This is a genomic window from Saccharothrix sp. CCNWYY140 (genome assembly GCF_037401995.1).
Lineage (GTDB): Bacteria > Actinomycetota > Actinomycetes > Mycobacteriales > Pseudonocardiaceae > Actinosynnema.
The window spans coordinates 54827-75522 of sequence record NZ_JBBEGC010000027.1 but is presented as its reverse complement, the minus strand read 5'-3'; the positions used below and the strand labels follow the sequence as shown (position 1 = coordinate 75522).

The following is a 20696-nucleotide window of genomic DNA, read 5'->3' as shown; positions in this document are numbered from 1 at the left end:
GCCATACGGTGGGGGAACCGAGGCCCTCCACTTGTAGGTAACACCTACCGCGCGCTCCGCGCGCGAACAACCGCGCTACGCGCGGGAGGAGCGCGCAGCGTGCGCGGAAGAACGCGGCGTTGGGCGGACAGCCGGCATCGTCGTGTTCCCGAAACGCCCGTAGGGGGACGGCGCGATGCCGCCCCCCTAGGTCGGGACCCTCCGGTCGGGACCGGTGATCACATGTTGGTCATCAACCCGCCGTCGACGTAGTAGTCCGCGCCCACCACGTTCCCGGCACGCTCACTGGCCAGCAGCAGGACGACGTCCGCGACCTCCTCCGGCTTGCTGAACCGACCCGAAGCCGCCCGGCTGGCGACCTCCTTCATGAAGGCGTCGCCGTCGACGCCCGTGGCGCGGGTGAAGGCCGTCGCGATGCCGTCCTCGCGGGTCCACATGTCGGTGACGGTCGGGCCGGGGCTGACCGTGTTGACGCGGATGCCCTTGGGGCCGAACTCCTTGGACAGGGCCTTGGAGAAGTTGGTCATGGCCGCCTTGGAGGCGGTGTAGTCGTACACGTCCGGGTCGGGCAGGTAGGCCATCACCGAGCTGACGTTGACGATCGAGCCCTTGCCGCGCTCCAGCAGGAACGGCACCGCCGCGCGGCAGGTGCGGACGCCGGCGAGGAGGTTCATCGTCAGGCTCCACTCCCAGTCCGCGTCGGTGATGGACAGGAAGCCCTCGTTGCGGCGGACGACGCCGCCGAGGTTGTTGACCACGATGTCGAGGCCGCCGAAGCGGGCGACGGCCGCGTCCACCAGCTTGGCCGGACCCTCGGGCGAGGCCAGGTCGACGGCGACCGGGTGCACCGTCGGGTGGGTGGCGGCCAGCTCGGCGAGGGCGCCGGTGGTGGCCCCGCGGGCGCCGGCCGCGACGTGCACGCCCTCCTCCGCCAGCGCCCTGGTCACCGCGAGGCCGATGCCGCGGCTCGCGCCGGTCACCACGGCGACCTTGCCGGACAGGTGCAGGTCCATGTGGTACTCCTTTTGCACTTTTTTCGACTCGGAAAACACCCCTGGCGTTTTCTCAGCGTAGTGCCACAAAGGAGACCAAGCGGTTTCCACCGCCGAAAACAGGCACACTCCGTGCAGTCCACGATGCTCAACACCATTTTACCGGACCGCTTTTTCCGCCGACCGCGCCGGACTACCGTCGAGAATGCCACGAAAGGAGCACACAGTGCCCGAAGTCATTCACCACCCCGCCGGAAAGGGTCCGACGGTGTGGTTCGGCGACGCCGTCTACACCTTCAAGGCGACCACCGCGACCACCGGGGGCTCGCTCACCTTCGCCGAGGCGACCGTGCCGCCCGGCGGCGGACCGCCCCCGCACGTCCACCCCTCGACCGACGAGGCGTTCTTCATCCTCGGCGGGGAGCTGGAGTTCCTCAACGGCGAAGAGACGTTCCTCGCCGGCGAAGGCGACTTCGTCTGGGTGCCGCGCGGCACCCGCCACCGCTTCCGCAACGTCGGCCTGCACAACGCCCGGATGATCTTCCTGTTCTCGCCGGGCGCGGGCATGGAGGGGTTCTTCACCACCATCGGCACCGAGGCCAAGGCCGGCGTCGCCCCGCCGCCGCTGACCCCGGAGCAGATGAAGCAGATCGTCGAGCTGGCACCGCAGTTCGGCATCATGCTCTCTCCCCCGCCCGGCCAGGCGGCCTGACCGCCCCGCACAACCCCGCAAGACCCCCGCACGACCCGAGCGCGCACCCCGTACGACCCTCGCACCACCCGAGCGCGCACCCCGGAGGGCGCCGACGCACCGAGCGTCGGCGCCCTCCGGCGCGTCGGGCGCTTCACGTCTCCGGGGGTCGCGGCGCGTCCGCCTCCAGGATCGCCTCGGCCAACCGCCGCGCCCGCTTGGCCGGCCCGTGCGAGCCCAACGACTGGCTCGACGCGTGCAGCCCCTCGAACACCAACGTCAGCTGGTCGGCCAACTCGCCCGGATCGGCGACGTCCAGGCGCTCGACCAGCTCCCCGATGCTCTGCCGCACCCACGTCTTGGCCTGCACCGCGTTGCGGTGGGCGGCCAGTTCGGGGTCCGGGAACTCGGCCAGCGTCATCAGGAACGCGCAGCCGCGGCACAGGCCGGAGTCGACCTGGGCGAAGACCTCGTCGAAGATCGCGAGGATCTGGTCGCGCGGATCGGGTCCGGCGGCCCGCACAGCGGCGGCGAACAGCTCCCGGAACTCCTGGTCGGCGCGTTCGACGTACGCGCCCACCAAGGCGTCCTTGGAGGAGAACAGCCGGTACAGCGTCGTGGGCGCGACGCCGGCCTCGGCGGCGACCAGGTCGACGCCGGTCGCCCGAATCCCGTTCCAGTAGAACAGTTCCCCGGCGACCCGGAGCACGTGCGACCGGGTCTCGGCAGCGGATCTGTGCACGGTCTCCCCTCGCGGTTGCAATGTTAGGGATGGTTCCCTATAGTCTATCTCGGCGACGGCGCCCTGGCCACTCCCCGCCACTCCCCCTCCGGGCAAGACCCGGGCAAGGACACGGGCAGGTCGGTCGGCCGTTCCGCACCGCGATACGACAAGCACGCGATTCGACAAGGAAGGTGCTCATGAGTACCCAGCAAGCGGCGCCGAGCCAGGGCAGGACCAACCTGGCCCTCGCCACGCTGTTCTTAGGGACGTTCGTGCTGGGCAGTGCCGAACTGCTCGTGGTCGGCGTGCTCAACCTGATCGCGAACGACCTGCAAGTCTCCATTCCCGCCGCGGGCTCCCTGGTGACCGCCTACGCGCTGGGCCTGTCGGTCGGCGGTCCGATCCTGACCGCGCTGACCATCAAGCTGAACAAGAAGACGATCCTGCTGGCCGCGCTGGTCCTCTACATCCTGGGCAACCTGGTCCCGGTGCTGACGGAGAACTACGCGCTGTTCATCACGGTGCGCGCGTTCACCGGGTCGTTGCAGGGCCTGTTCGTCGGTGTGGCGATCGTGGCCGGCATCTCGATCGTGCCGCCGGAGCGCATCGGTCGCGCCATCGCCACGGTCATCGCCGGTTTCGCGGTCTCCGCGGCGCTGGGCGTGCCGCTGGGCACCCTGGTCGGCCAGAGCCTGGGCTGGCGCGGTTCGTTCCTGGCCGTCGTGATCCTCGGTGTCGTGGCCCTGATCGCCACCGTCGTGCTCGTCCCGTCGGTGCCCGGCAGCCCCGGCGGCGCGGGCAACCAGGCCAAGTACGCCTTCGCCCCGCGGGTGCTGGCCGTGCTGTTCCTGGTGTTCCTGGCGATGGCGGCCCAGTACTCGGCGCTGACCTACATCGTGCCGTTCCTGGAGAACGTCACCGGCATCTCCGGCGCCGCGATCAGCATCTTCCTGCTGGCCTACGGCGTGGCGACGGCGGTCGGCACGTTCGGCGGCGGCCGGTTCGCCGACAAGAGCGCCGCGCGCACCCTGATCGTCGCGACCATCGGTGTGGCGGTCTCCCTGCTGGCGCTGTACTTCGTCGGCGCGATCGCGTTCCTGGTGATCCTCGCGATGCTGGCCTGGGGCGTGTTCGGCTTCGGCATGGTGCCCTCGTTCCAGTACCGCGTGGTGAGCCTGGCCGGTCCCGGTGGCGCCCTGGCGTCCTCGCTGCCCGCCTCGGCGGTCAACGCGGGCATCGCGTTCGGCTCCATCATGGGCGGTGTGGCGATCGGCAGCTTCAGCCCGTCGTCCGCGGTGATCACCGGTGTGATCATCGCCGCGGTGGCCATCCCGGTCGCCTGGGCCACCAGCTTCCTCAAGCCCCCGGTGGTCGAGGAAGCCGCGGCCGAGCAGCCCGAGCCCGCCCCGGCCCCCGAGCCCGCCTGACCAGGGCTCACAGACCAACTGGCCAACCCCCGACGGGTACGGCGGTGATCGGCTCTCCGTGGCCGGCACCGCCGTACCCGTGTTTCTGCGATCGGAGCGAGATGCGCATCGGAGCGGTGTTCCCGCACACCGAGATCGGCGAGGACCCGGGCGCGGTCCGGGCCTGGGCCCAGGCGGTGGAGGAGATGGGCTTCCACCACGTGCTGGCCTTCGACCACGTGCTGGGCGCGAGCCCGCAGGGCCGTCCGGGCTGGGCCGGCTACACCGACCGGCACGCCTTCCACGAGCCCCTGGTGCTGTTCGGCTTCCTGGCGGGCGTCACCACGACGCTGGAGCTGACCACCGGCGTGCTGGTGCTGCCGCAGCGGCAGACCGCGCTGGTGGCCAAGCAGGCCGCGCAGGTGCACCTGCTCAGCGGCGGCCGGCTGCGCCTGGGCGTGGGCATCGGCTGGAACGAGGTCGAGTACCAGGCGCTGGGCGAGAACTTCCGCGACCGCGGCGCGCGCAGCGAGGAGCAGGTCCGCCTGCTGCGCGAGCTGTGGGCGCACCAGGCGATCGACTTCACCGGCCGCTGGCACCGGGTCGACCGGGCGGGCATCAACCCGCGGCCGGGTCCGGGCGCGATCCCGGTGTGGTTCGGCGGCTACGCCGAGGCGACGCTGCGCCGGGTCGGGCGGCTGGGTGACGGCTGGATGCCCCGGCGCTGGCCCGACGAGGTGGCGCACGAGCAGCTGGAACGCGTCCGCGGTTACGCCCGCGAGGCCGGCCGCGACCCGTCGGCCATCGGCTTCGAGACCCGCCTGACGCTGCCCGCGCTGCCGGAGTCGCAGCACGCCGCGTACGTGCGCGGGTGGCGGGACCTGGGCGCGACCCACCTGTCGGTCGACACGATGGCGATGGGCTTGTCCACAGTGGACCAGCACCTCGACGTCCTGCGCGACACGCTCAAGGCGATCCAGTCCACACTGGACTGAGCACACGGCGGCGCCCCACCCGAGACGTTCCGGGAGGGGCGCCGCCGCGGTCGCGGGGTCAGACCGCGGTGCGTGCCGCCGGCGCGCGCCGGCGGCGCTTGGGCCGCAGCAGCACCCACTCGACGAACACCAGGTGGATCATCATCGCGATGAACAGGCCCATCGCCTCGGCCAGCACGAACGTGTCGCGGGTGGCCGGGTAGGTCTCCGGCAGCAGCGCGCCCAGCAGGTCGATCTGGCCGTAGACGAACGGCCGCGCGGTGGCGATGCACGTCGTCAGCGCGACGCTGCGGAGCATCCACCGGCGGTGGTCGTCGAACCGGCGCTGCCGGGCCGCCCGCAGGCCGGCCAGCGAGCTGATCATCCACAGCACGCCCATCACGCCCAGGACCGTGCGCGGCCCGTGGCCGGAGGTCGCCAGGAACGCCACGGGGAAGGCCAGGATGCCCGAGGGGATCACGCCGAGCCCGAAGTAGACGTAACCGATGCGGCGGTGCCACTTCGGGTGGTTGTCGCGGAACCACGGCCACACCTGGACCCAGGCGGTGGCGATGGCGAACGCGCCGAAGATGACGTGCAGCGCGATGATCGGGTACTGCCAGGGCAGTTCCGGTCGGGCGGGCGCGGCCAGCGAGATGGACTCGTCGAAGATGAAGTAGCGCCAGCCGCCGGTGACCGCGAAGCCGACGCAGTACAGCGCCAGCGGCAGCACCCACCACTGGTCGCGCCACACCGAACGGGTCCGGCGGCCGGGTGCCACGCGGGCCGCGTCTTCCTGTTCGTCCACAGTTGTCATGGTTTTGTTGGTCTCCGATCGGGCACGGCGAGGGCGCCGGGCGTCGGGTGGGGTGAGGTGGGCCGGCGGACCCGCGCCGGGTGGCCGGGTCCGCCGGTGGCGCGGGTCAGGACTGGTTGACCACGGTGTAGCTGCCGGACGCGACGGTGGTCTTGTCGACCGCGGCCAGGAAGTCCTGGGTCTCGGGAGCGCCGAAGAAGCCGTTGATGGTGGCCTGGGCGTCCTCGGGGGTGGCCCAGTGCACGACCACGAACCACTCGCCGTCGGCGCTCACCGACGAGGAGCGGGACAGGAACCCGGGCCGCAGGGACATGTACTCGTAGTGGACCTTCTTGTCCCGCTCCCGGAAATCGGCTTCGGAGATCCCGTCCACGAGTCGGAAACGGATGTTCTCGACAACTGCCATGTCGTTCTAGCACCTCGTTTTCACCAAGCTGTCCGCCTTGCGCAAGAACAGCGGGCCGAGGCTCAAACTAACTTCCGGCGCGCTTTTGCGGCGTTGTCGAGGAATGCGCCGGAGCCACTTCGTGAGGTCTTCCACGCGCATTCTCGAACTCCGTGAGGTCGGCCGTTCTTGCCTCCCCGGAACAAGCCGACTACCGTGTCGGACGAGGAAGTTAGGGACCGTTCCACTACAGCACAGAAGAGGTACTCGTGGCCACCACCCCGACGGTGTCGTTCCAGCAAGCCCGACGCGCCCTCGACGCGGCCGTCGCCCGCGCCGAGCAGGTCGGCGCCCGGGTCGGCATCGCGGTCGTCGACCAGGGCGGCCACGTCCGCGCCCTGGTCCGCCTCGACGGCGCCAACCTGTTCGCCACCGACTGGGCCCTGGGCAAGGCCCGCACCGCCGCGCACAGCGGCATGCCCACCGACGAGTTCGGCCGCTTCGCCGCGAGCGACCCGACGATCGTGGCGGCCCTGCACTCCTCCCCCGGCTTCAACGTCCTGCCGGGCGGGGTCCCGATCGTCGTCAACGGCACCACGGCGGGCGCGATCGGCGTGGCGGGCGCACCGGGCAACGTCGAACGCGCCATCGCGGAGGCCGCGATCGCGGCGATGGGCGACTGAGGTCGAGGGCGGCGGCCCCGTCACCCCGGCCCGCCGCCGCCCTCCCTCGCGGAGAACCTGGCCCGTAGTTCGGCCGCCTGTGGCATGTGGAGTTCGTCGTAGAGGGCCAACGCTTCCCGCCAGGCCGTCCGCGCGAGGCCGAGGTTCCCGGCCTCTCTGTGGGTGTCGCCGAGGGCGTGCAGCGTGCGAGCAGTCTCGTAGCGGTCGTCCAGTGCCTCGTAGATCTCGGCCGACCGGGTGAACCAGTCAACGGCCTCGGCGTGTTGCCCGAGATCGGCATGGACCTGCCCCAGCCAACGCAGGCATACGGCCTCGTTCCAGCGGTTGTCGTTGTCGCGCATGATGGTCAGCGACTGGTGCAGGTAGTCGAGAGCTTCGTCGAACTGTGCACGTTCACGGCACACATCACCCAGAAAGCCGAGCATGAGCGCTTCGCCACGATGGTTGCCGATGGCGCGGAAGAGCGGTAGTGCCGCCTGGAAGTGTTCAACGGCAACGTCGAGCTTGCCCTTGGCCTTGTAGACGATGCCAAGCTCGTGCAGTGCGCCGGCCTCGTGGCGGACGTTGCCGAGCCGTCGGGCGAGGACGAGCTGCTGGAGGTTGACCACAGTGCACTCGTCCAACCGGCCGGCTTGGAAGAGGGCGTCGCCGAGGCCGGTGAGGGCGTCCAGTTCGAGGTTCGGGTCGCCCAGCCAGTTGGCACCGACGAGCGCGATCTCGCCCGCGGTGACCGCGTCCGACCTGCGGGCGCGGAGTGCGAGGTAGACGGAGACGGCACGCGGAAGTCGCGCGGCCAGGTCGTGGTGACCGTGGTCGGCGGCGAGGCGGGCGGCGGCGAGGATGTTGGCGATCTCCGCATCGCACCAGCGCAAGGCCTCGGCGCGGGTGTCGAACCTCAGGGGCGCGAGCGAGGGTGCGGGGAAGTCGAGCGGCATGTGCCACCCGTCGGGGTAGAGCAGGCAGTCCGCTGGGTAGGCGGTGTGCAGGTACCAGGTCAGGAGACGCCGCAGTGCCGCAGTGCGGTCGGCTTGCGAGTCGAGTTCACCAGCCCTGTCCGCCGCGTAGTCGCGGAGCAGGTCGTGGAACTGGAACCGGTTCGGCTCGACCTCGGTGAGCAGGTGACCGTTGGTCAACGTGTCCAGCAACGGCCGGACACCGCCGAGGGTGGTGCCAGACAGCGCGGCGGCGGTGTGCGTGCTGATCGTCGGGCCCGGGTGCAGGCCGAGGAGGCGGAACAATCGAGCCGCGTCCGCGGGCAAAGAGTGGTAGGACCAGCCGAACACCGTGCGGATCGTGGTGGCTTCGTCGTCCTTGACGGCCAGTGCGTCCAGCCGGTGTCGACCGGCCACTTCGGCGACGATGTCGGCGATGCGGTGGCGTGGGCGAGCGGCGACGCGTTCCGCCGCGATCCGCAGTGCCAACGGCAGTCCTGCACACCGGCGAGCCAGTTCGGTGGTCGCGTCCGGCTCCGCATCGGCGCGAGCCGGTCCGATGATCCGACGCAGGAGGCTGACCGCCTCGTCCAGGGGCAGTTGCCGCAGCTCGATGCGGCGCGCGCCGTCCCGGGCCACCAGGCCGGACAGCAGGTTGCGGCTGGTCACCAGCACGAGGCAGGTCGGGGTGTTGGGCAGCAGGGGCCGGATCTGGTCGACGTGGCTCGCGTTGTCCACCAGCACGAGCACCCGGCGGCCGGCCAGGAGCGACCGGTACAGCCCGGTCTTGCCGTCCAGGTCCTGTGGGATCGCCGATCCGGACACCCCCAGAGCCCGCAAGAAGCCGTCCAGCGCCTGATCGGGGGTCGACGGCGGGCTGGTGTCGTAGCTGTGGAGGTTGACGTGCAACTGCCCGTCCGGGAAGCGGTCGCGGACCCGGTGAGCCCAGTGCACGGCCAGAGAGGTCTTGCCCATGCCGCCGCTGCCGGCGATCGAGCTGATCACCACGGCGGTCTCCGGCCCACCTCCGAGCGACGAGTCGAGGTTCTCGAGTTCTTCGGTGCGTCCGGTGAACAGCGACACGTCGGGAGGCAGCGCGTTCGGGCGCAAGGGTGGTGCCGACGACGTCCCGAGCACGGTCAGGTTCTCGATGGATCCGGCCTGCACGACCATGCCAGGGACATCGCCATGAACGTGGTTGCGCGTGTTGTCCGTCGTGTCCGCCACGGTGTCGAGTGTGTCCGCACGTCGGTCGTCACGGGGAAAGACCGGTGGACCCCAACCCGAGTGGGGCAACGGCACCCGCACGACTGCGGCCCGCCTTCGGAGACGCCTCTAGCTGGAGCGTCCACTGTGGAGCGTCAGCCGTCAGCGGATCTGCTCACGGCAGCAAACCCGGCGGGAGCGGCCTCGGCACCGGCATCGTCGTGGGCATGACCACCACCGAGAAGCTGCCGCTGTTCGACCACCGGCTGCGCGAACGGTTCCTCGCCCAGCGCGTCCTGGTGCTCGACGGCGTGCTGGACGACGACAACGGGACCGTGCTGGCCACCCAGATGCTGTCCCTCGCGGGTGAGGACCCCGGCAAGGACATCGCCTTGTGGATCCACTCGCCAGGCGGCTCGGTGCCCGCCATGCTCGCCATCCGGGACGTCATGCGGCTGGTCCCGTGCGACGTGGCCACGCTCGCGCTCGGGTTGGCGTGCAGCGCCGGGCAGTTCCTGCTCTCCGCGGGCACGCCGGGCAAGCGGTTCGCCCTGCCGCACGCGCGCATCCTCATGCACCAGGGCTCCGCGGGCATCAGCGGGTCGGCGGTGGAGGTGCAGGTGCAGGCCGACGACCTGCGGCACACCCGCGACACCGTGCTCGGTCTGATCGCCGAGGACACCGGGCAGCCGGTCGAGCGGATCTTCGCCGACTCCCTGCACGACCGCTGGTTCACCACCGAGCAGGCCCGCGAGTACGGCTTCATCGACCACGTCGTGGGCAGCCTGGACCAGGTCCTGCCCGTCCGCACCCACGAGATCGGCCTGGGGGTCCGCGCATGAGCACCTACACCATCCCGAACGTGATCACGCGCAGCACCAACGGCGAGCGGATCATGGACGTCTACTCGCACCTGCTGTCCGAGCGGATCATCTACCTGGGCACCGCGATCGACTCCGGCGTGGCCAACGCGCTGATCGCCCAGCTGCTGTACCTGGAGGCGGACAACCCGGACCGCGAGATCAACCTCTACATCAACAACGAGGGCGGCGACCCGGCCGCGATGCTCGCCCTCTACGACACCATGCGCTACATCAAGGCCCCGGTGGCGACCACGTGCATCGGGCAGGCCGTGGCGACGGGCGCGGTGCTGCTGGCGGCGGGCCGGCCGGGGCACCGGTTCGTGCTGCCCCACACCCGGGTCGTGCTGCACCAGCCCGCGGCGCAGGGCCGGGGCACCATCCCCGACCTGATCCTCCAGGCCGACGAGGTGATCCGGGTGCGCACGCAGCTGGAGGAGATCCTGTCCCGGCACACCGGCCGCGACGTCGAGCAGCTGCGCCACGACACCGACCGGGACCGGGTCTTCGACGCGGCCGGCGCGGTCGCCTACGGACTCGCCGACCACGTCCTGGACCACCGCACCTGACGACAGGGCCGGGCCGCAGGCCGCTGGAAAGCCTCAGGCGGCCAGGAGAACGGGGCCGGCGGGGCGGTGGCCCGTGGCGCGGCGCATGTCGCCGGCGATGCCGATGAGCAGGTCGGCCAGGTCGACCCCGAGCGCACCGGTCACGGCGGCGATCATCTCGCTGGACGGCTCCTTGCGCCCGCGTTCGATCTCCGACAGGTACTGCGGCGAGATCCCGGCCCGTTCGGCGACGTCGACCAGCCGCCCGCCCTGCTCCTCCCGGGCCGCGCGCAGGCTGCGCCCCAGCAGGTCCCGCCACAACGGCTCCGGCTGGGGTGAGGTGTGCCGGAGGTCGCGGTCCTCGGCCGCGCGGCCCCCGGACGGTCGGGCGCGGTCCCGGTCGCGTTCTCGGGTGAAGGGAAGGATCTCCGCCATACCGTCATCCTGACGGGCCACTCACCCCCGCGGACGCCCATTCCGCTGTTGGCAGAACGGCACCGAAGAATCCGGGCCGGAACGGGTGCGGCGCGTGCACCCGTGCCGGCCCGGAAGCCTGATGAGCCCCTCTAGAACGCGGCCTGCGCGACCAAAGCCGACACTGCCGCCTTCGCGATGGGTTCGTCCTCGCCCGCCGGGCCACCGGACACGCCGATCGCCCCGATCACCGCGCCTTCGCGCACGATGGGCACGCCGCCGGGCACCACGGTGATGCCCGGTTGCGTGGACAGGCCGGCCAGCAGCGCCGGGTCGCCGGTCAGGAACTCGCCCAGGCCGCTGGTGTCGAAGCCCAGGCCCGCGGCGGTGACCGCCTTGCCCGTGGCCAGCGACAGGGTCAGGAACGTGGCGCCGTCCGCGCGGGCCGCGGCCTTGGTGTGGCCGCCCTCGTCGACGACGGCGACCGCCGCCTGCACGCCCAGGTGCTCGGCGTGCTCCAGTGCCGCGTCCAGCAGTCGGCGGGCATCCTGGAGGGACAGTGCGCTCACGTTCGCTCCTCGATCGGGTCGGTAACCCGAAGCCTACGTTAGGGAACTATCCCTATCAACCCCTCTCCGGACCCCGAACATGGTGATGTCGTCGAACTGCTCCGCGCCCTCGACGTGGCGGCGCAGGGCGTCGTCCACCGAGTCGAGCATGTCCTCCACCGACCGGCCCGGACCGAGCGCGCGTAGCATCGCGTCCGTGCCGAACTGCGCGCCAGCGACGTCGCGGGCCTCCACCACCCCGTCGGTGTAGGCGAACAGCGCGTCGCCGGGGTTGAGGAACACCCGCGCGGGCGCGTACTCGCTGTCCGCCGACAGGCCCAGGGCCGGGCCGGTCGGGCGCAACGGTGTGCGGGTGCCGTCCGCGCGCACCACCACGGGCGGGTTGTGGCCGCAGTTCAGGTAGACCAGGCCACCGGACAGCGGGTCGAGCACGCCGAAGAAGACGGTGGCGAAGTAGCCCTGCTTGAGGTGGTGGCCGACCAGGTAGCGGTTGGTGTCCACCACGGACTGCACGAGCGGCCCGGTGCCGAAGGCCAGGCGCGGCGACAGCGCGGACCCGGCGGCGAGGGTGGCGGGGGTGTGCTCGGCGCTGTGCCGCAACAGGGTCCGGATCAGCGCCATGAACAGCGCCGCGCCGATCCCCTTGTCGCACACGTCGGCCACCACGAACCCCAGCCGCCGCCCGTCGAGCAGTTCGAACACGTCGTAGAAGTCGCCGGAGACCATCCGCGCCGGCCGGAACCGCGCCCCCAGCTCCCAGCCGGGTGGCTTGGGCAGGACGTCGGGCAGGAAACCGGCCTGGAGGTCGTGCGCCACGAACAGGTCGCGCTCGTACTCGCGCACGGTCTCCTCCACCGCGAGCCGCTCGCCGCGCGCGGTGAGCCGACCGCGTTCCCACGCCGAGACGATCCGGCCGCGCAGCAGGACCGGCGAGTACGGCGGGGCCACGAACTCGAACCCGGCGCGCACGCACGCCTCCAGCGCGCCCAGGTCGCCGTCGTCGAACACCATCGCGCCCGGCGCGCCCGCCTCCCGCGCGCGGCGGCTGAGCAGCGCGACCCGGGGCAGGCCGAGGGAGGCGGCCAGCAGCACGACGTCCGGGCGGCCGAGGTCGTCGGCGACGTCGGCGGGCTGGGCGGCGGTCACGTCGAACCCGGCGGCGGACAGGCCCTCGCGCAGGGCCGGGTGGGCGTCCCCGATCAGCAGGACCGCCCGAGTCGCGCGTTCGACCACCGACAGGCGCACCTCAGCCCCCAGCCCCGCCGTGGCCTCCGGCCCCCGGTTCCATTGTCCCACGGGGCACCGACAATCCGGGGGTTCCCTCGGGCGCCGACAATCCGGAGGGTCCCTCGGGCGCCGACGAATCGCGGTGGATGACGAGGGTGGTGCGGTTGCGGTCGTCCACCCGGTCGTAGAGCAGTTCGTCGACGCCCGAGTGCACCAGGAACAGCCCCAGGCCGCCGGGGGTGCGGTCCTCCGGGTCGGTGGCGAGCACGGCCGACGGGTCGTGGGACCGCGGGTCGAAGAAGGGCGCGCCGTCCTCCAGCACCACCCACACGCGGTCCTCGTCCACCCCGCCGCACAGGTGGACCACGTCCGCGCCGCCGTGCGTGACGGCGTTGGTGGCGATCTCGTCGGCGGCCAGCCGCAGCCGGTAGGCCCGGGTCCGGTCCAGCCCGGCGCGGGCCGCCAGGTCGCGGACCAGCGCCGCGACCTGGCGGCCGATCGTGGTGGCGGTGGACGGGATCACACCGGCTCCTGCATCACCACGCTGCGGTCGAAGCCGGTCAGCCGGATCGTCTCGGCCACCTCCGGCCGCGCGCCGACCACCACGATCTCCACGCCGCGCCCCAGCCGCTGGTGCGCGAACACCAGGCTGCGCAGACCGGCCGACGACAGGTAGGTCAGCTGGTCCATCAGCAGCACCAGCCGGGTCAGCGGCTGCGCGGACACCTCCGCGATCACCCGGTTGAGCTGCCCGGCCGACTTGGCCGCCAGCTCACCGCGCAACCGGATCGTGGCCGTCCCGTCCCACACGTGGCTCTTCGCCTCGAACGCCATCCCCGTTCACCCTTTCCGTAGATGCGGCCGGATCCGAAGACGCGACCAGCACGACCACCGACCGCGGCCCGAGCCGCACCGGGCCGTCGACCGGCGGCTCCTCCCCCGGCTCGTGCACGACACCGGCCCCGGTGTCGGCGAACAACCGCCAGTTCCCTTCCGGCAGCACGACCTCCACGCCTTCCCAGTGCGCGTTGGCCGCCACGTACACCCGGTCCTCGCCGCAGCACAGCTCCGCCGCCAGCAGGCGGCTGCCGCCCGACCAGTCCGGCTCCTCCGGCGCCAACCCGTGCCACACCACGTCCCGCCCGCCGGCGAGGTGCCCGCGTCGGCGCAGCGCCGGGTGCGCCTGGCGGAACGCGATCGCGCGCCGGGTGAACTCGACCAGCGACTCGTTGCGCTCGACCAGGTCCCAGTCGAACCACGACAGCTCCGAGTCGTGGCAGTACGCGTTGTTGTTGCCCCGTTGCGTGCGCCCGGCCTCGTCACCGGCCAGCAGCATCGGCACGCCCTGGCTGGTCAACAACAGCAGCAACGCGTTGCGCACCTGGCGGTCGCGCAACTCCAGCACGGCGGGGTCGTCGGTCGGGCCTTCGACACCGCAGTTCCACGAGTGGTTGCCGTCGTCGCCGTCGCGGCCGTCCTCGCCGTTGGCCTCGTTGTGCTTCTCGTTGTAGGACACCAGGTCCGCCAGGGTGAACCCGTCGTGCGCGGTGACGAAGTTGACCGACGCGGCGGGCTCGCGGTCGCCGTAGAGGTCGGGCGAGCCGATCAACCGGGTCGCCATTTCCCCCACCACGCCGGAGTCGCCCTTGATGAACCGCCGCAGCACGTCCCGGTAGCGGCCGTTCCACTCGGCGAAGCGCCGGTAGCCGGGGAACGTGCCGACCTGGTAGAGCCCGGCCGCGTCCCACGCCTCGGCGATCAGCTTGCAGTCGCGCAGCACCGGGTCGTTGGCCAGCGCCTGCACCAGCGGCGGGTCGGCCAGCACGGTCCCGTCCGGGCCGCGCGAGAGGATCGCGGCCAGGTCGAAGCGGAACCCGTCGACGTGGTACTCCGAGGCCCAGTAGCGCAGGCAGTCCAGCACGAACCCGCGGACCACGGGGTCGTTGCAGTCGACGGTGTTGCCGGTGCCGCTGAAGTTGTAGTACCCGCCGTCGGGCGTGAGCATGTAGTACGTGCGGTTGTCCAGGCCGCGGAACGAGATCGTCGGCCCGTGCTCGTTGCCCTCGGCGGTGTGGTTGAACACCACGTCCAGCACGACCTCGATGCCCGCCCGGTGCAGCTGCTTGACCAGGTCCTTGAGCTCGTCCACGGCGGAGGGCCCGGCGGCGAAGGACTGCTTGGGCGCGAAGAACCCGACCGTGCTGTAACCCCAGTAGTTGTACCACCAGGTGTCGGTCTCGGGGTCGTGGCGGGAGTTGGTGAACTCGTCGAACTCGAACACCGGCATCAGCTCGACGCAGTTGACGCCCAGCCGCTTGAGGTACGGGATCTTCTCGGCCAGCCCCGCGTACGTGCCGGGGTGCGCGACCCCGGAGTTGGGGTGGCGGGTGAACCCGCGCACGTGCGCCTCGTAGACCACCAGGTCCTCGTGGGCGATGCCGGGCCGCCGGTCGCCGGCCCAGTCGAACTCGTCGCGCACCACCCGCGAGCGCCACGGCGTCGGCCCGTAGAGCACCGGCCGCGAACCCCAGACCTCCGCGCCCGCCAACGCCTTCGCGTACGGGTCGGCGATCACCACCGTGGGGTCGAACCGGTGCCCGGCGGCCGGGTCGTACGGGCCGTCGACGCGGTAGCCGTACTCGACCTCGTCGGGGTCGATGCCCAGCACCGTGATCGCCCACGCCCCGCCGACCCGGAAGTCCTGCGGGATGGGCAGCTCCGCCATCGGCCGCGCCACCCCGCGCGGGTAGAGCACCAGGGTGACCGCCGTGGCGTGGTTGGACGGCACGGCGAAGTTCACCCCGCCGGGCACCGGGGTGGCGCCGAACGGCAACGGCCGCCCGGCGCGCACCTCGAACCCGGAGTTCCACCGCGTCGGCAGCTCCACAGTGGACACTTCAGCGCCCTTCCACCGGCGCCAGGTGCGCCCGCACCGTCAGGGCCTCGGTCGCGTCCGGCAGGTTCACCGTCATCGCGACCGGGTCGAAGTCGGCGTGCGGCCGACCGTCGACCTCCACCCACTCCAGCCGGGCGGACCCGGCGGGCAGGGCGTCCGGCGCGACCCGCAGGACGCGGTCCTTGAACCCGTCCGGGCGCGGCTTGAACCACAACGTGAGCGGACCCGTGCCCTGGAGCAAGCGACCGTACACAGTGGACAGGAACGCCAGCTCCGCCGCGTGGTACATGGACATGGAGTGGCTGCCCTTGAGCCGTTCGGTGCCCAGCAGGTACGGGTGGCCGTCGGCGAGGACGTTGAAGTACACGCCGCCCTCGTCGTGGTCGAGGAAGAAGGCGTTGTAGAACGCCGCCGCCTCCCGGCCGTGGCGGACGAACTCCTCGTCACCGGTGGTGCCGGCGAGGATCAGGTAGGCCAGGATCGCCTGCTCCTGCTGCCACCACGCCTTGCGGTCGTGCCAGGTCAACCGGTGGGTGTCCTGGCCGACACCGAGCACCCGCTGCACCACGTCGTACCAGCCGCCCCGCCGCCGGTCGGCGCCGTAGGCGGGCAGGGAACGCGCGATGCGGTCGGCGAGGGTGGTGTAGGACTCCTTGCCGCGCAGGGCGTTCATCCGCGTGAGGTTCCACGCGATCTTGAGGTTGTGCCCCACCACCGCCCGGTCCTGCTGCCAGCCCCAGGTGCGGTCGGGCGTCCAGTCGCCGTGGAACCGCTCCTGCACGAACGGGCTGGTGGCGTCGGGGAAGTGGTCGACGATGAGGTCGAAGGTCTCCTCCAGCATCCGCAGGTGCCGCTCGTCGCCGGTGGCCAGGTACAGGTTGATCAGGTAGGCCGGGGCGTGGTCGCCGATCGAGTTCCAGTTCTTGCGCGACCGGTTGGGGCCCAGCGACTCGTGGTGCGGGCTGAGCAGGATCGGGTCGATGTGGGAGTAGTACCCACCGCGCACCGGGTCCTTGAAGAACTTCTCGAACAGCCGCAGTGTGCCGTCGATGTCCGAGGCGATGCGCGGGTCGCCGGTGACGCGGTAGGTCTGCGTCGGGCCGACCAGGGCGTAGATCTGCTCGTAGGCGGGGATGGACCCGGCGTCGTCGGCGAACTCCGAGGCGAAGCACCGCGACTGGACGCCGTCGCGCACGTCGATCCCGTGGTACCAGTAGACGACGTCCTCGTCCCGGTCCACGAACCGCATGTTCTCGCGCAGGTACTCCGTGCCCGCCTCGGCGACGCCCAGGAAGTCCTCGTCGCCGGTGAGCATGTACGCGCTGGCCATGCCGTAGACCAGGCGGGAGACGGTGTCGGTCTCCTGCACGTGGTCGTCGGCCTTGTCCCCGCCCAGCCGCAGCACCGTGCGGTAGTCGGCGAAGTCGACCGGGTTGGCCGCGCCGAACTGGGCGTGCCGGTAGAACCGGGCCAGCTCGGCCAGCTGGCGCGGCCACCAGTCGGCTTCCTCGAACCGGTAGGCCAGGCCCGGCCCGACCAGCACGACCCGCTTGGCGTCGAAGGTGACGTGGCCGCGCTCGGGGTAGTACAGGCCGTGCACGAACACGTGCCGGCCGGGCACCAGCACGTCGATCATCGGCTCGGACACGGCCTGGGCCGGTTCGCCCAGGTTGCGGATCATCTCGGCGTACGTGTCCCGGGTGATCCGCGCGCGCACCGCGGAGCCGTCGCTGGTGCGCAGGTCCAGCGCGCCGCGGGTCGGGTCGAACGCCACCACGTACCCGGCGACCAGGTCGGAGAAGACGAAGTCGGTCATTGCGGCGTCACCCCGATCCCGCGCAGCATCCGCTGCCGGCTGCGCATGCTGCCCACGGGGGTGCGGGCGGCGATGAGGTCGATGAGCGTGCGGGCGAACAGGTGCGCGGCGTCGGCGCTGCGGCCGGTGACCAGGTCGCCGTCGACCACCACGTCCTGGTCGGTGTAGACCGCGCCCATGTTGCGCACGTCGCCGATCAGGTTGTTGTGGCAGGTGACCCGGCGGCCCGCGACCACCTCGGCGATGGGGCTGACCAGCCACATGCCGTGGCAGATGATGCCCTTGAGCACACCGGGCTCGGCGAAGGCGCGTTGCAGCAGTTGGACGGCGGGCGCGAGGGTCCGGACGTCCTCGCTGTAGCGCAGGCGGTCCGACACCATGCCCGAGGGCACGATCACCGCGTCGTAGCGGCGCAGGCGGGCGTCGTCCACCGCCTCCAGGTCACCGGAGACGGTGAGCGGCACCTGGTACTCGTGGCCGGTGAAGGTGATCGACTCCTGGCCCCACAGGCGGGTCAGGTACTCGATGGTCGCGCCCTCCTCGGCGAACCTGCGCTCGTAGTAGTGGATCTCCGGCTCGACGTAGTCGGTCTCCATCAGGATCGCGACCGTGCGGCCGGACAGGCGGCCGTTCTCGCGACGGGGCAGTGTGGGCATCGGCGGCGGCCTACTTCGTCACCAGGTCGACCAGGAACGGACCGGTGGCGGTGAGCATCCGCCGCACCGCGCCCGCGACCTGGCTGGGCTTCTCCACCCGCATCGCGTCCACGCCCATCGCCCGCGCCAGCTCGACGAACCCGATCTCCGGGCGGCCCAGGTCGAAGCCCGAGGGGTACTCGTGGCGGTCGATGCCGCGCTCGGACCAGTACTGCTCGATGTTGAGGTCCAGCAGCTCGTAGCGGTGGTTGTTGCAGATGACGAACTTGGCGTTGATGCCCTCGCGGGCGGCGGTCCACAGCGCCTGGATGGTGTACATGCTGCCGCCGTCGCCGGTGAACCCGATGACCTCGGCGTCCGGGCGGGCCATCTTCGCGCCGATCGCGCCGGGGATGCCGATGCCCAGCGACCCGCCGCGGGTGGAGAAGTAGTTGCCCACCACACGCGGGGGCAGGTACTTGGTCAGCGCGGGCGAGGCGGTGAGGGCCTCGTCGAAGACGACCAGGTCGCTGCCGCCCTGCTCGGCGAGCTCCGAGGCGAACAGCTCCATCATCGGCGCGTTCTGCTCGGGCCGGGGACGGCGCCACACGGCCGAGGAGCGGGCGGTGGGCCGGCGGCCGGCGGCGGTGAGCCGTTCGACCAGGCCCGCCAGGGCGTGCTTGGGGTCGGCGGCCAGGGCCACGTCCACCGGGTGGTTCTTGGCGATCTCGTAGGTGTCCAGGTCGATGTGCACGATCCGGGCGTCGGGCCGGAACGGGTTGTGCAGCGAGGGGAACACCTCGGGGAAGACGTAGGTGCCCACGATCAGCACCGCGTCCGCGTCGGCGACGATCCCCGCGCTGCGGGTGCCGAACATGTGCCCGAGCTGGCCCTGCCACAGCGGGTGGGTGTTGTCCATGTTCAGCTCGGAGCTGTCCACGCCCCACACGGGCGCGTCGAGCAGTTCGGCGACCCGGGTCAGCTCCTCCTGCGCGCCGGAGACGGCCACGCCGTCACCCAGCAGGATCATCGGGTGGTAGGCCCCGCTGAGCGCCTCGACCGCCCGGTCCAGCTCGGCGGCGACGGGCACGACGGCCTGGCTGGGGATCGTGGACGGGACGGCGGGCTCGGTGTTCTCCGCGTCCAGCACGTCCATCGGCAGCGCCACGAACACCGGCCCGCGCGGGGCGGTCATCGCGGTCTTCACCGCGCGGCGCAGGGTGCGCAGCAGGGACGACGGGTGGGTGACGCGGGTGGCCCACTTGGTCACCGGCTTGGCCATCGCGACCAGGTCGGTGGCCATCTGGGAGTCCATCGCGTCGTAGGCCACGCCGGCTTCGCCCGCGATGACGACCAGCGGCGAGTGACCGCGCATGGCCTGGTACAGCATGCCGATGCCGTTGCCCAGGCCGACCCCGGTGTGCAACTGGACCAGCGCGGGGCCGGCGGTGGCGCGGGCGTAGCCGTCGGCCATCGCGATCGCGACGGTCTCCTGCAACGCCAGCACGTACTCGAAGCCCGGCACCCCCTCCAGGATGTCGAGGAAGCCCTCCTCCACCGTCCCCGGGTTGCCGAACATCCGGGTGAAGCCATCGGCGGCGAACTGCTCGAAGATGGCGACCTTGCCCGGCCTTGCGGTCATGGCCGTGTTTCCTTCCGATTCGTGGTGTCAGCGGTCCGGTTGGTCCGCCGGCGGGTGCATCCGCCGAAGGCGCGTTGCGGTGGGGCTCGTGCGAGGGGTGGCTTGGCGGGGGTGGCGGGCGGGGAGACCGGTGCCCTCCCTGGAATCCGGCACCCCACCCGACTCGGGTTCCGCCACGCCGGCGACGCTCGCCCGGATGTCGAACCTCGCCCCGGCCGGGGAACCCACCCCCGGCCGGGGACCTCACCCCCGCGCGAACCCTTCCGGCTCGGCTCTTTAGAAGCCGAAGCGGCGCAGGCCCGACTCGAGGACCTCGACGAGCTTCTCGCCGGCCGGGAACGAGTCCGGCGTGGAGCGCGCGGTGATGAACGGGTAGTCCACGATCACCGAGACCTCCTTGCCGACGTTGCCGTGGTACTGGCCGTCGGGGCCGGTGGCGTCGCGCAGGATGTACTCCAGCGGGTACGGCGGCGGGCCCATGTTGAAGTCCACGCCGATGAAGCCGGTGCCGTCCTTGTAGTCGTACTCCTTGCAGTGACCGGTGACGTGCTTGCCCCAGATGATGGACTTGCGGTCTTCCCAGTCGCGCGCGAAGGCCAGGGGGGCGACGCCGTAGCACTCGCCGACGATGGGCTTGTCCGCGCGCAGGAACGCCAGGATCAGCTCGTGCAGGCGCTCGTTGTTGGCCAGGTCCACGATCGGACCGGAGCCGCCGACGATGACCAGCGCGTCGAACTGCTTGATGTCCTCGTCCAGGTTGGACAGTTCGCGGTTGTAGGCCTCGATCTTGCGCAGGTAGTCCGGCTCGCTGAAGTACGGCCGGTCCGGGATCCACTCGGCGAGGCTGATCGGGTTGTCCAGGCGGGACGACTCGTCCAGCTCCTTGGCCGCCACCGCGACCTCCGGCGTGGTCACCGACCGGCCCAGGGGCGGGTCGATGTAACCGGGGTCGAGGCTGGGCGGCAGGGCGCGGGCCCGCGCGCCGGTGGGCGTCGCGAAGACCGACTGGTAGCCCTGCTCGTCGAACGTGGCCACCGGGCCGAGCAGTTCCTCGCCCCAGTAGCCGTATTCCGAGAGGACGATCAGAATCTTCTTCGTCATCGTTTCTCCGTGGCTGGTGGTCGGCAGGGGTGGTGAATTGTCCTGCCGAGGAGAAGCTTCGCCGCCACAGCGCCCCGCAACAAGGAACGACCACCCCTGCCGCCTCACTCCGTGCAGTGGGGCCCGGAGTTAACGCGAAACCCCTACCAGCACCTTCGACCGATACTTCGTCATCTCG

21 protein-coding genes are annotated in these 20696 nt (G+C 71.3%); 6 read left to right on the top strand and 15 right to left on the bottom strand.

All coding sequences use genetic code 11. From position 1 onward, the window contains the following. Positions 1 to 218: 218 nt before the first annotated feature. Entirely contained in the window at positions 219 to 1013 is a 795-nt protein-coding gene (locus tag WBN91_RS15555) for an SDR family NAD(P)-dependent oxidoreductase (RefSeq protein WP_337727408.1), read from the bottom strand. 205 nt (positions 1014 to 1218) lie between these two features. On the opposite strand from WBN91_RS15555, the gene WBN91_RS15550 reads away from it, so the two are divergent. After that, positions 1219 to 1704: a cupin domain-containing protein gene (locus tag WBN91_RS15550; protein WP_337727409.1), complete on the top strand. Its 486-nt coding sequence runs from the start codon at positions 1219 to 1221 to the stop codon at positions 1702 to 1704. A 133-nt stretch (positions 1705 to 1837) separates the two neighbouring features. Here the strand turns inward: WBN91_RS15550 and WBN91_RS15545 are convergent, their stop codons facing one another. Beyond that, positions 1838 to 2425, bottom strand: a complete 588-nt coding sequence (locus tag WBN91_RS15545) for a TetR/AcrR family transcriptional regulator (RefSeq protein ID WP_337727410.1) — start codon at positions 2423 to 2425, stop codon at positions 1838 to 1840. Positions 2426 to 2604: 179 nt separating this feature from the next. Here WBN91_RS15545 and WBN91_RS15540 point away from each other — a divergent pair, with 179 nt between their 5' ends. Together WBN91_RS15540 and WBN91_RS15535 are read left to right on the top strand one after the other, a co-directional pair. Then, on the top strand, positions 2605 to 3834 hold the full coding sequence (locus WBN91_RS15540; RefSeq protein ID WP_337727411.1) for an MFS transporter: 1230 nt from the start codon (positions 2605 to 2607) through the stop codon (positions 3832 to 3834). A gap of 101 nt (positions 3835 to 3935) precedes the next feature. Further along, positions 3936 to 4808 (top strand): LLM class F420-dependent oxidoreductase, encoded by an 873-nt coding sequence (locus tag WBN91_RS15535; RefSeq protein WP_337727412.1) that lies wholly within the window; start codon positions 3936 to 3938, stop codon positions 4806 to 4808. Positions 4809 to 4866: 58 nt separating this feature from the next. Here the strand turns inward: WBN91_RS15535 and WBN91_RS15530 are convergent, their stop codons facing one another. Both WBN91_RS15530 and WBN91_RS15525 read right to left on the bottom strand, forming a co-directional pair. Then, positions 4867 to 5595: a DUF2306 domain-containing protein gene (locus tag WBN91_RS15530; protein ID WP_337727413.1), complete on the bottom strand. Its 729-nt coding sequence runs from the start codon at positions 5593 to 5595 to the stop codon at positions 4867 to 4869. A 115-nt stretch (positions 5596 to 5710) separates the two neighbouring features. Continuing rightward, entirely contained in the window at positions 5711 to 6010 is a 300-nt protein-coding gene (locus tag WBN91_RS15525; protein ID WP_337727414.1) for a hypothetical protein, read from the bottom strand. Positions 6011 to 6258: 248 nt separating this feature from the next. Between WBN91_RS15525 and WBN91_RS15520 the strand changes: the two genes are divergently transcribed. Beyond that, positions 6259 to 6672 carry a GlcG/HbpS family heme-binding protein gene (locus tag WBN91_RS15520; protein WP_337727415.1) on the top strand — a complete coding sequence of 138 codons (414 nt, stop codon included), beginning with the start codon at positions 6259 to 6261 and terminating at the stop codon, positions 6670 to 6672. Positions 6673 to 6692: 20 nt separating this feature from the next. Here the strand turns inward: WBN91_RS15520 and WBN91_RS15515 are convergent, their stop codons facing one another. Further along, positions 6693 to 8831, bottom strand: a complete 2139-nt coding sequence (locus tag WBN91_RS15515) for an ATP-binding protein (RefSeq protein ID WP_337727416.1) — start codon at positions 8829 to 8831, stop codon at positions 6693 to 6695. Positions 8832 to 9037: 206 nt separating this feature from the next. Between WBN91_RS15515 and WBN91_RS15510 the strand changes: the two genes are divergently transcribed. Further along, positions 9038 to 9652 (top strand): ClpP family protease, encoded by a 615-nt coding sequence (locus tag WBN91_RS15510; protein WP_337727417.1) that lies wholly within the window; start codon positions 9038 to 9040, stop codon positions 9650 to 9652. After that, entirely contained in the window at positions 9649 to 10239 is a 591-nt protein-coding gene (locus WBN91_RS15505; protein ID WP_337727418.1) for a ClpP family protease, read from the top strand. The genes WBN91_RS15510 and WBN91_RS15505 overlap by 4 nt, the downstream gene beginning before the upstream one ends. Before the next feature lie 33 nt (positions 10240 to 10272). Here the strand turns inward: WBN91_RS15505 and WBN91_RS15500 are convergent, their stop codons facing one another. The 10 genes from WBN91_RS15500 to WBN91_RS15455 form a co-directional block, all read right to left on the bottom strand. After that, positions 10273 to 10653 carry a helix-turn-helix domain-containing protein gene (locus WBN91_RS15500; protein WP_337727419.1) on the bottom strand — a complete coding sequence of 127 codons (381 nt, stop codon included), beginning with the start codon at positions 10651 to 10653 and terminating at the stop codon, positions 10273 to 10275. A 131-nt stretch (positions 10654 to 10784) separates the two neighbouring features. Then, positions 10785 to 11201, bottom strand: a complete 417-nt coding sequence (locus tag WBN91_RS15495) for a GlcG/HbpS family heme-binding protein (RefSeq protein WP_337727420.1) — start codon at positions 11199 to 11201, stop codon at positions 10785 to 10787. Between the two features lie 33 nt (positions 11202 to 11234). Beyond that, positions 11235 to 12434 carry a PP2C family protein-serine/threonine phosphatase gene (locus WBN91_RS15490; protein WP_337727421.1) on the bottom strand — a complete coding sequence of 400 codons (1200 nt, stop codon included), beginning with the start codon at positions 12432 to 12434 and terminating at the stop codon, positions 11235 to 11237. 13 nt (positions 12435 to 12447) lie between these two features. Beyond that, a complete protein-coding gene (locus WBN91_RS15485) occupies positions 12448 to 12951 on the bottom strand; it encodes an ATP-binding protein (RefSeq protein ID WP_337727422.1) in 504 nt (167 codons plus the stop codon). Then, positions 12948 to 13262, bottom strand: coding sequence for an STAS domain-containing protein (locus tag WBN91_RS15480; protein WP_337727423.1), 315 nt, complete (start codon positions 13260 to 13262; stop codon positions 12948 to 12950). Before WBN91_RS15480 ends, WBN91_RS15485 begins: the two co-directional genes overlap by 4 nt. After that, positions 13201 to 15324, bottom strand: a complete 2124-nt coding sequence (gene glgX, locus WBN91_RS15475; RefSeq protein WP_337727424.1) for a glycogen debranching protein GlgX — start codon at positions 15322 to 15324, stop codon at positions 13201 to 13203. The genes WBN91_RS15480 and glgX overlap by 62 nt, the downstream gene beginning before the upstream one ends. 1 nt (position 15325) lies before the next feature. Continuing rightward, a complete protein-coding gene (locus tag WBN91_RS15470) occupies positions 15326 to 17140 on the bottom strand; it encodes an AGE family epimerase/isomerase (RefSeq protein WP_337727425.1) in 1815 nt (604 codons plus the stop codon). Continuing rightward, entirely contained in the window at positions 17137 to 17796 is a 660-nt protein-coding gene (locus WBN91_RS15465) for a DJ-1/PfpI family protein (protein ID WP_337727426.1), read from the bottom strand. Before WBN91_RS15465 ends, WBN91_RS15470 begins: the two co-directional genes overlap by 4 nt. 10 nt (positions 17797 to 17806) lie before the next feature. After that, positions 17807 to 19417 (bottom strand): thiamine pyrophosphate-binding protein, encoded by a 1611-nt coding sequence (locus WBN91_RS15460; protein ID WP_337727427.1) that lies wholly within the window; start codon positions 19415 to 19417, stop codon positions 17807 to 17809. A gap of 276 nt (positions 19418 to 19693) precedes the next feature. Continuing rightward, the gene (locus WBN91_RS15455; protein ID WP_121219047.1) at positions 19694 to 20518 is read right to left on the bottom strand and encodes a type 1 glutamine amidotransferase domain-containing protein; all 825 of its coding nucleotides are present in this window, start codon (positions 20516 to 20518) and stop codon (positions 19694 to 19696) included. Positions 20519 to 20696: the final 178 nt, after the last annotated feature.

What these genes read in the sequence shown, in the direction of transcription:
- WBN91_RS15555 (WP_337727408.1), bottom strand. Translation starts at nt 1,013, where the DNA reads ATGGACCTGCACCTGTCCGGCAAGGTCGCCGTGGTGACCGGCGCGAGC.
- WBN91_RS15540 (WP_337727411.1), top strand. Translation starts at nt 2,605, where the DNA reads ATGAGTACCCAGCAAGCGGCGCCGAGCCAGGGCAGGACCAACCTGGCC.
- WBN91_RS15535 (WP_337727412.1), top strand. Translation starts at nt 3,936, where the DNA reads ATGCGCATCGGAGCGGTGTTCCCGCACACCGAGATCGGCGAGGACCCG.
- WBN91_RS15525 (WP_337727414.1), bottom strand. Translation starts at nt 6,010, where the DNA reads ATGGCAGTTGTCGAGAACATCCGTTTCCGACTCGTGGACGGGATCTCC.
- WBN91_RS15510 (WP_337727417.1), top strand. Translation starts at nt 9,038, where the DNA reads ATGACCACCACCGAGAAGCTGCCGCTGTTCGACCACCGGCTGCGCGAA.
- WBN91_RS15505 (WP_337727418.1), top strand. Translation starts at nt 9,649, where the DNA reads ATGAGCACCTACACCATCCCGAACGTGATCACGCGCAGCACCAACGGC.
- WBN91_RS15500 (WP_337727419.1), bottom strand. Translation starts at nt 10,653, where the DNA reads ATGGCGGAGATCCTTCCCTTCACCCGAGAACGCGACCGGGACCGCGCC.
- WBN91_RS15480 (WP_337727423.1), bottom strand. Translation starts at nt 13,262, where the DNA reads ATGGCGTTCGAGGCGAAGAGCCACGTGTGGGACGGGACGGCCACGATC.
- WBN91_RS15470 (WP_337727425.1), bottom strand. Translation starts at nt 17,140, where the DNA reads ATGACCGACTTCGTCTTCTCCGACCTGGTCGCCGGGTACGTGGTGGCG.
- WBN91_RS15465 (WP_337727426.1), bottom strand. Translation starts at nt 17,796, where the DNA reads ATGCCCACACTGCCCCGTCGCGAGAACGGCCGCCTGTCCGGCCGCACG.
- WBN91_RS15460 (WP_337727427.1), bottom strand. Translation starts at nt 19,417, where the DNA reads ATGACCGCAAGGCCGGGCAAGGTCGCCATCTTCGAGCAGTTCGCCGCC.
- WBN91_RS15455 (WP_121219047.1), bottom strand. Translation starts at nt 20,518, where the DNA reads ATGACGAAGAAGATTCTGATCGTCCTCTCGGAATACGGCTACTGGGGC.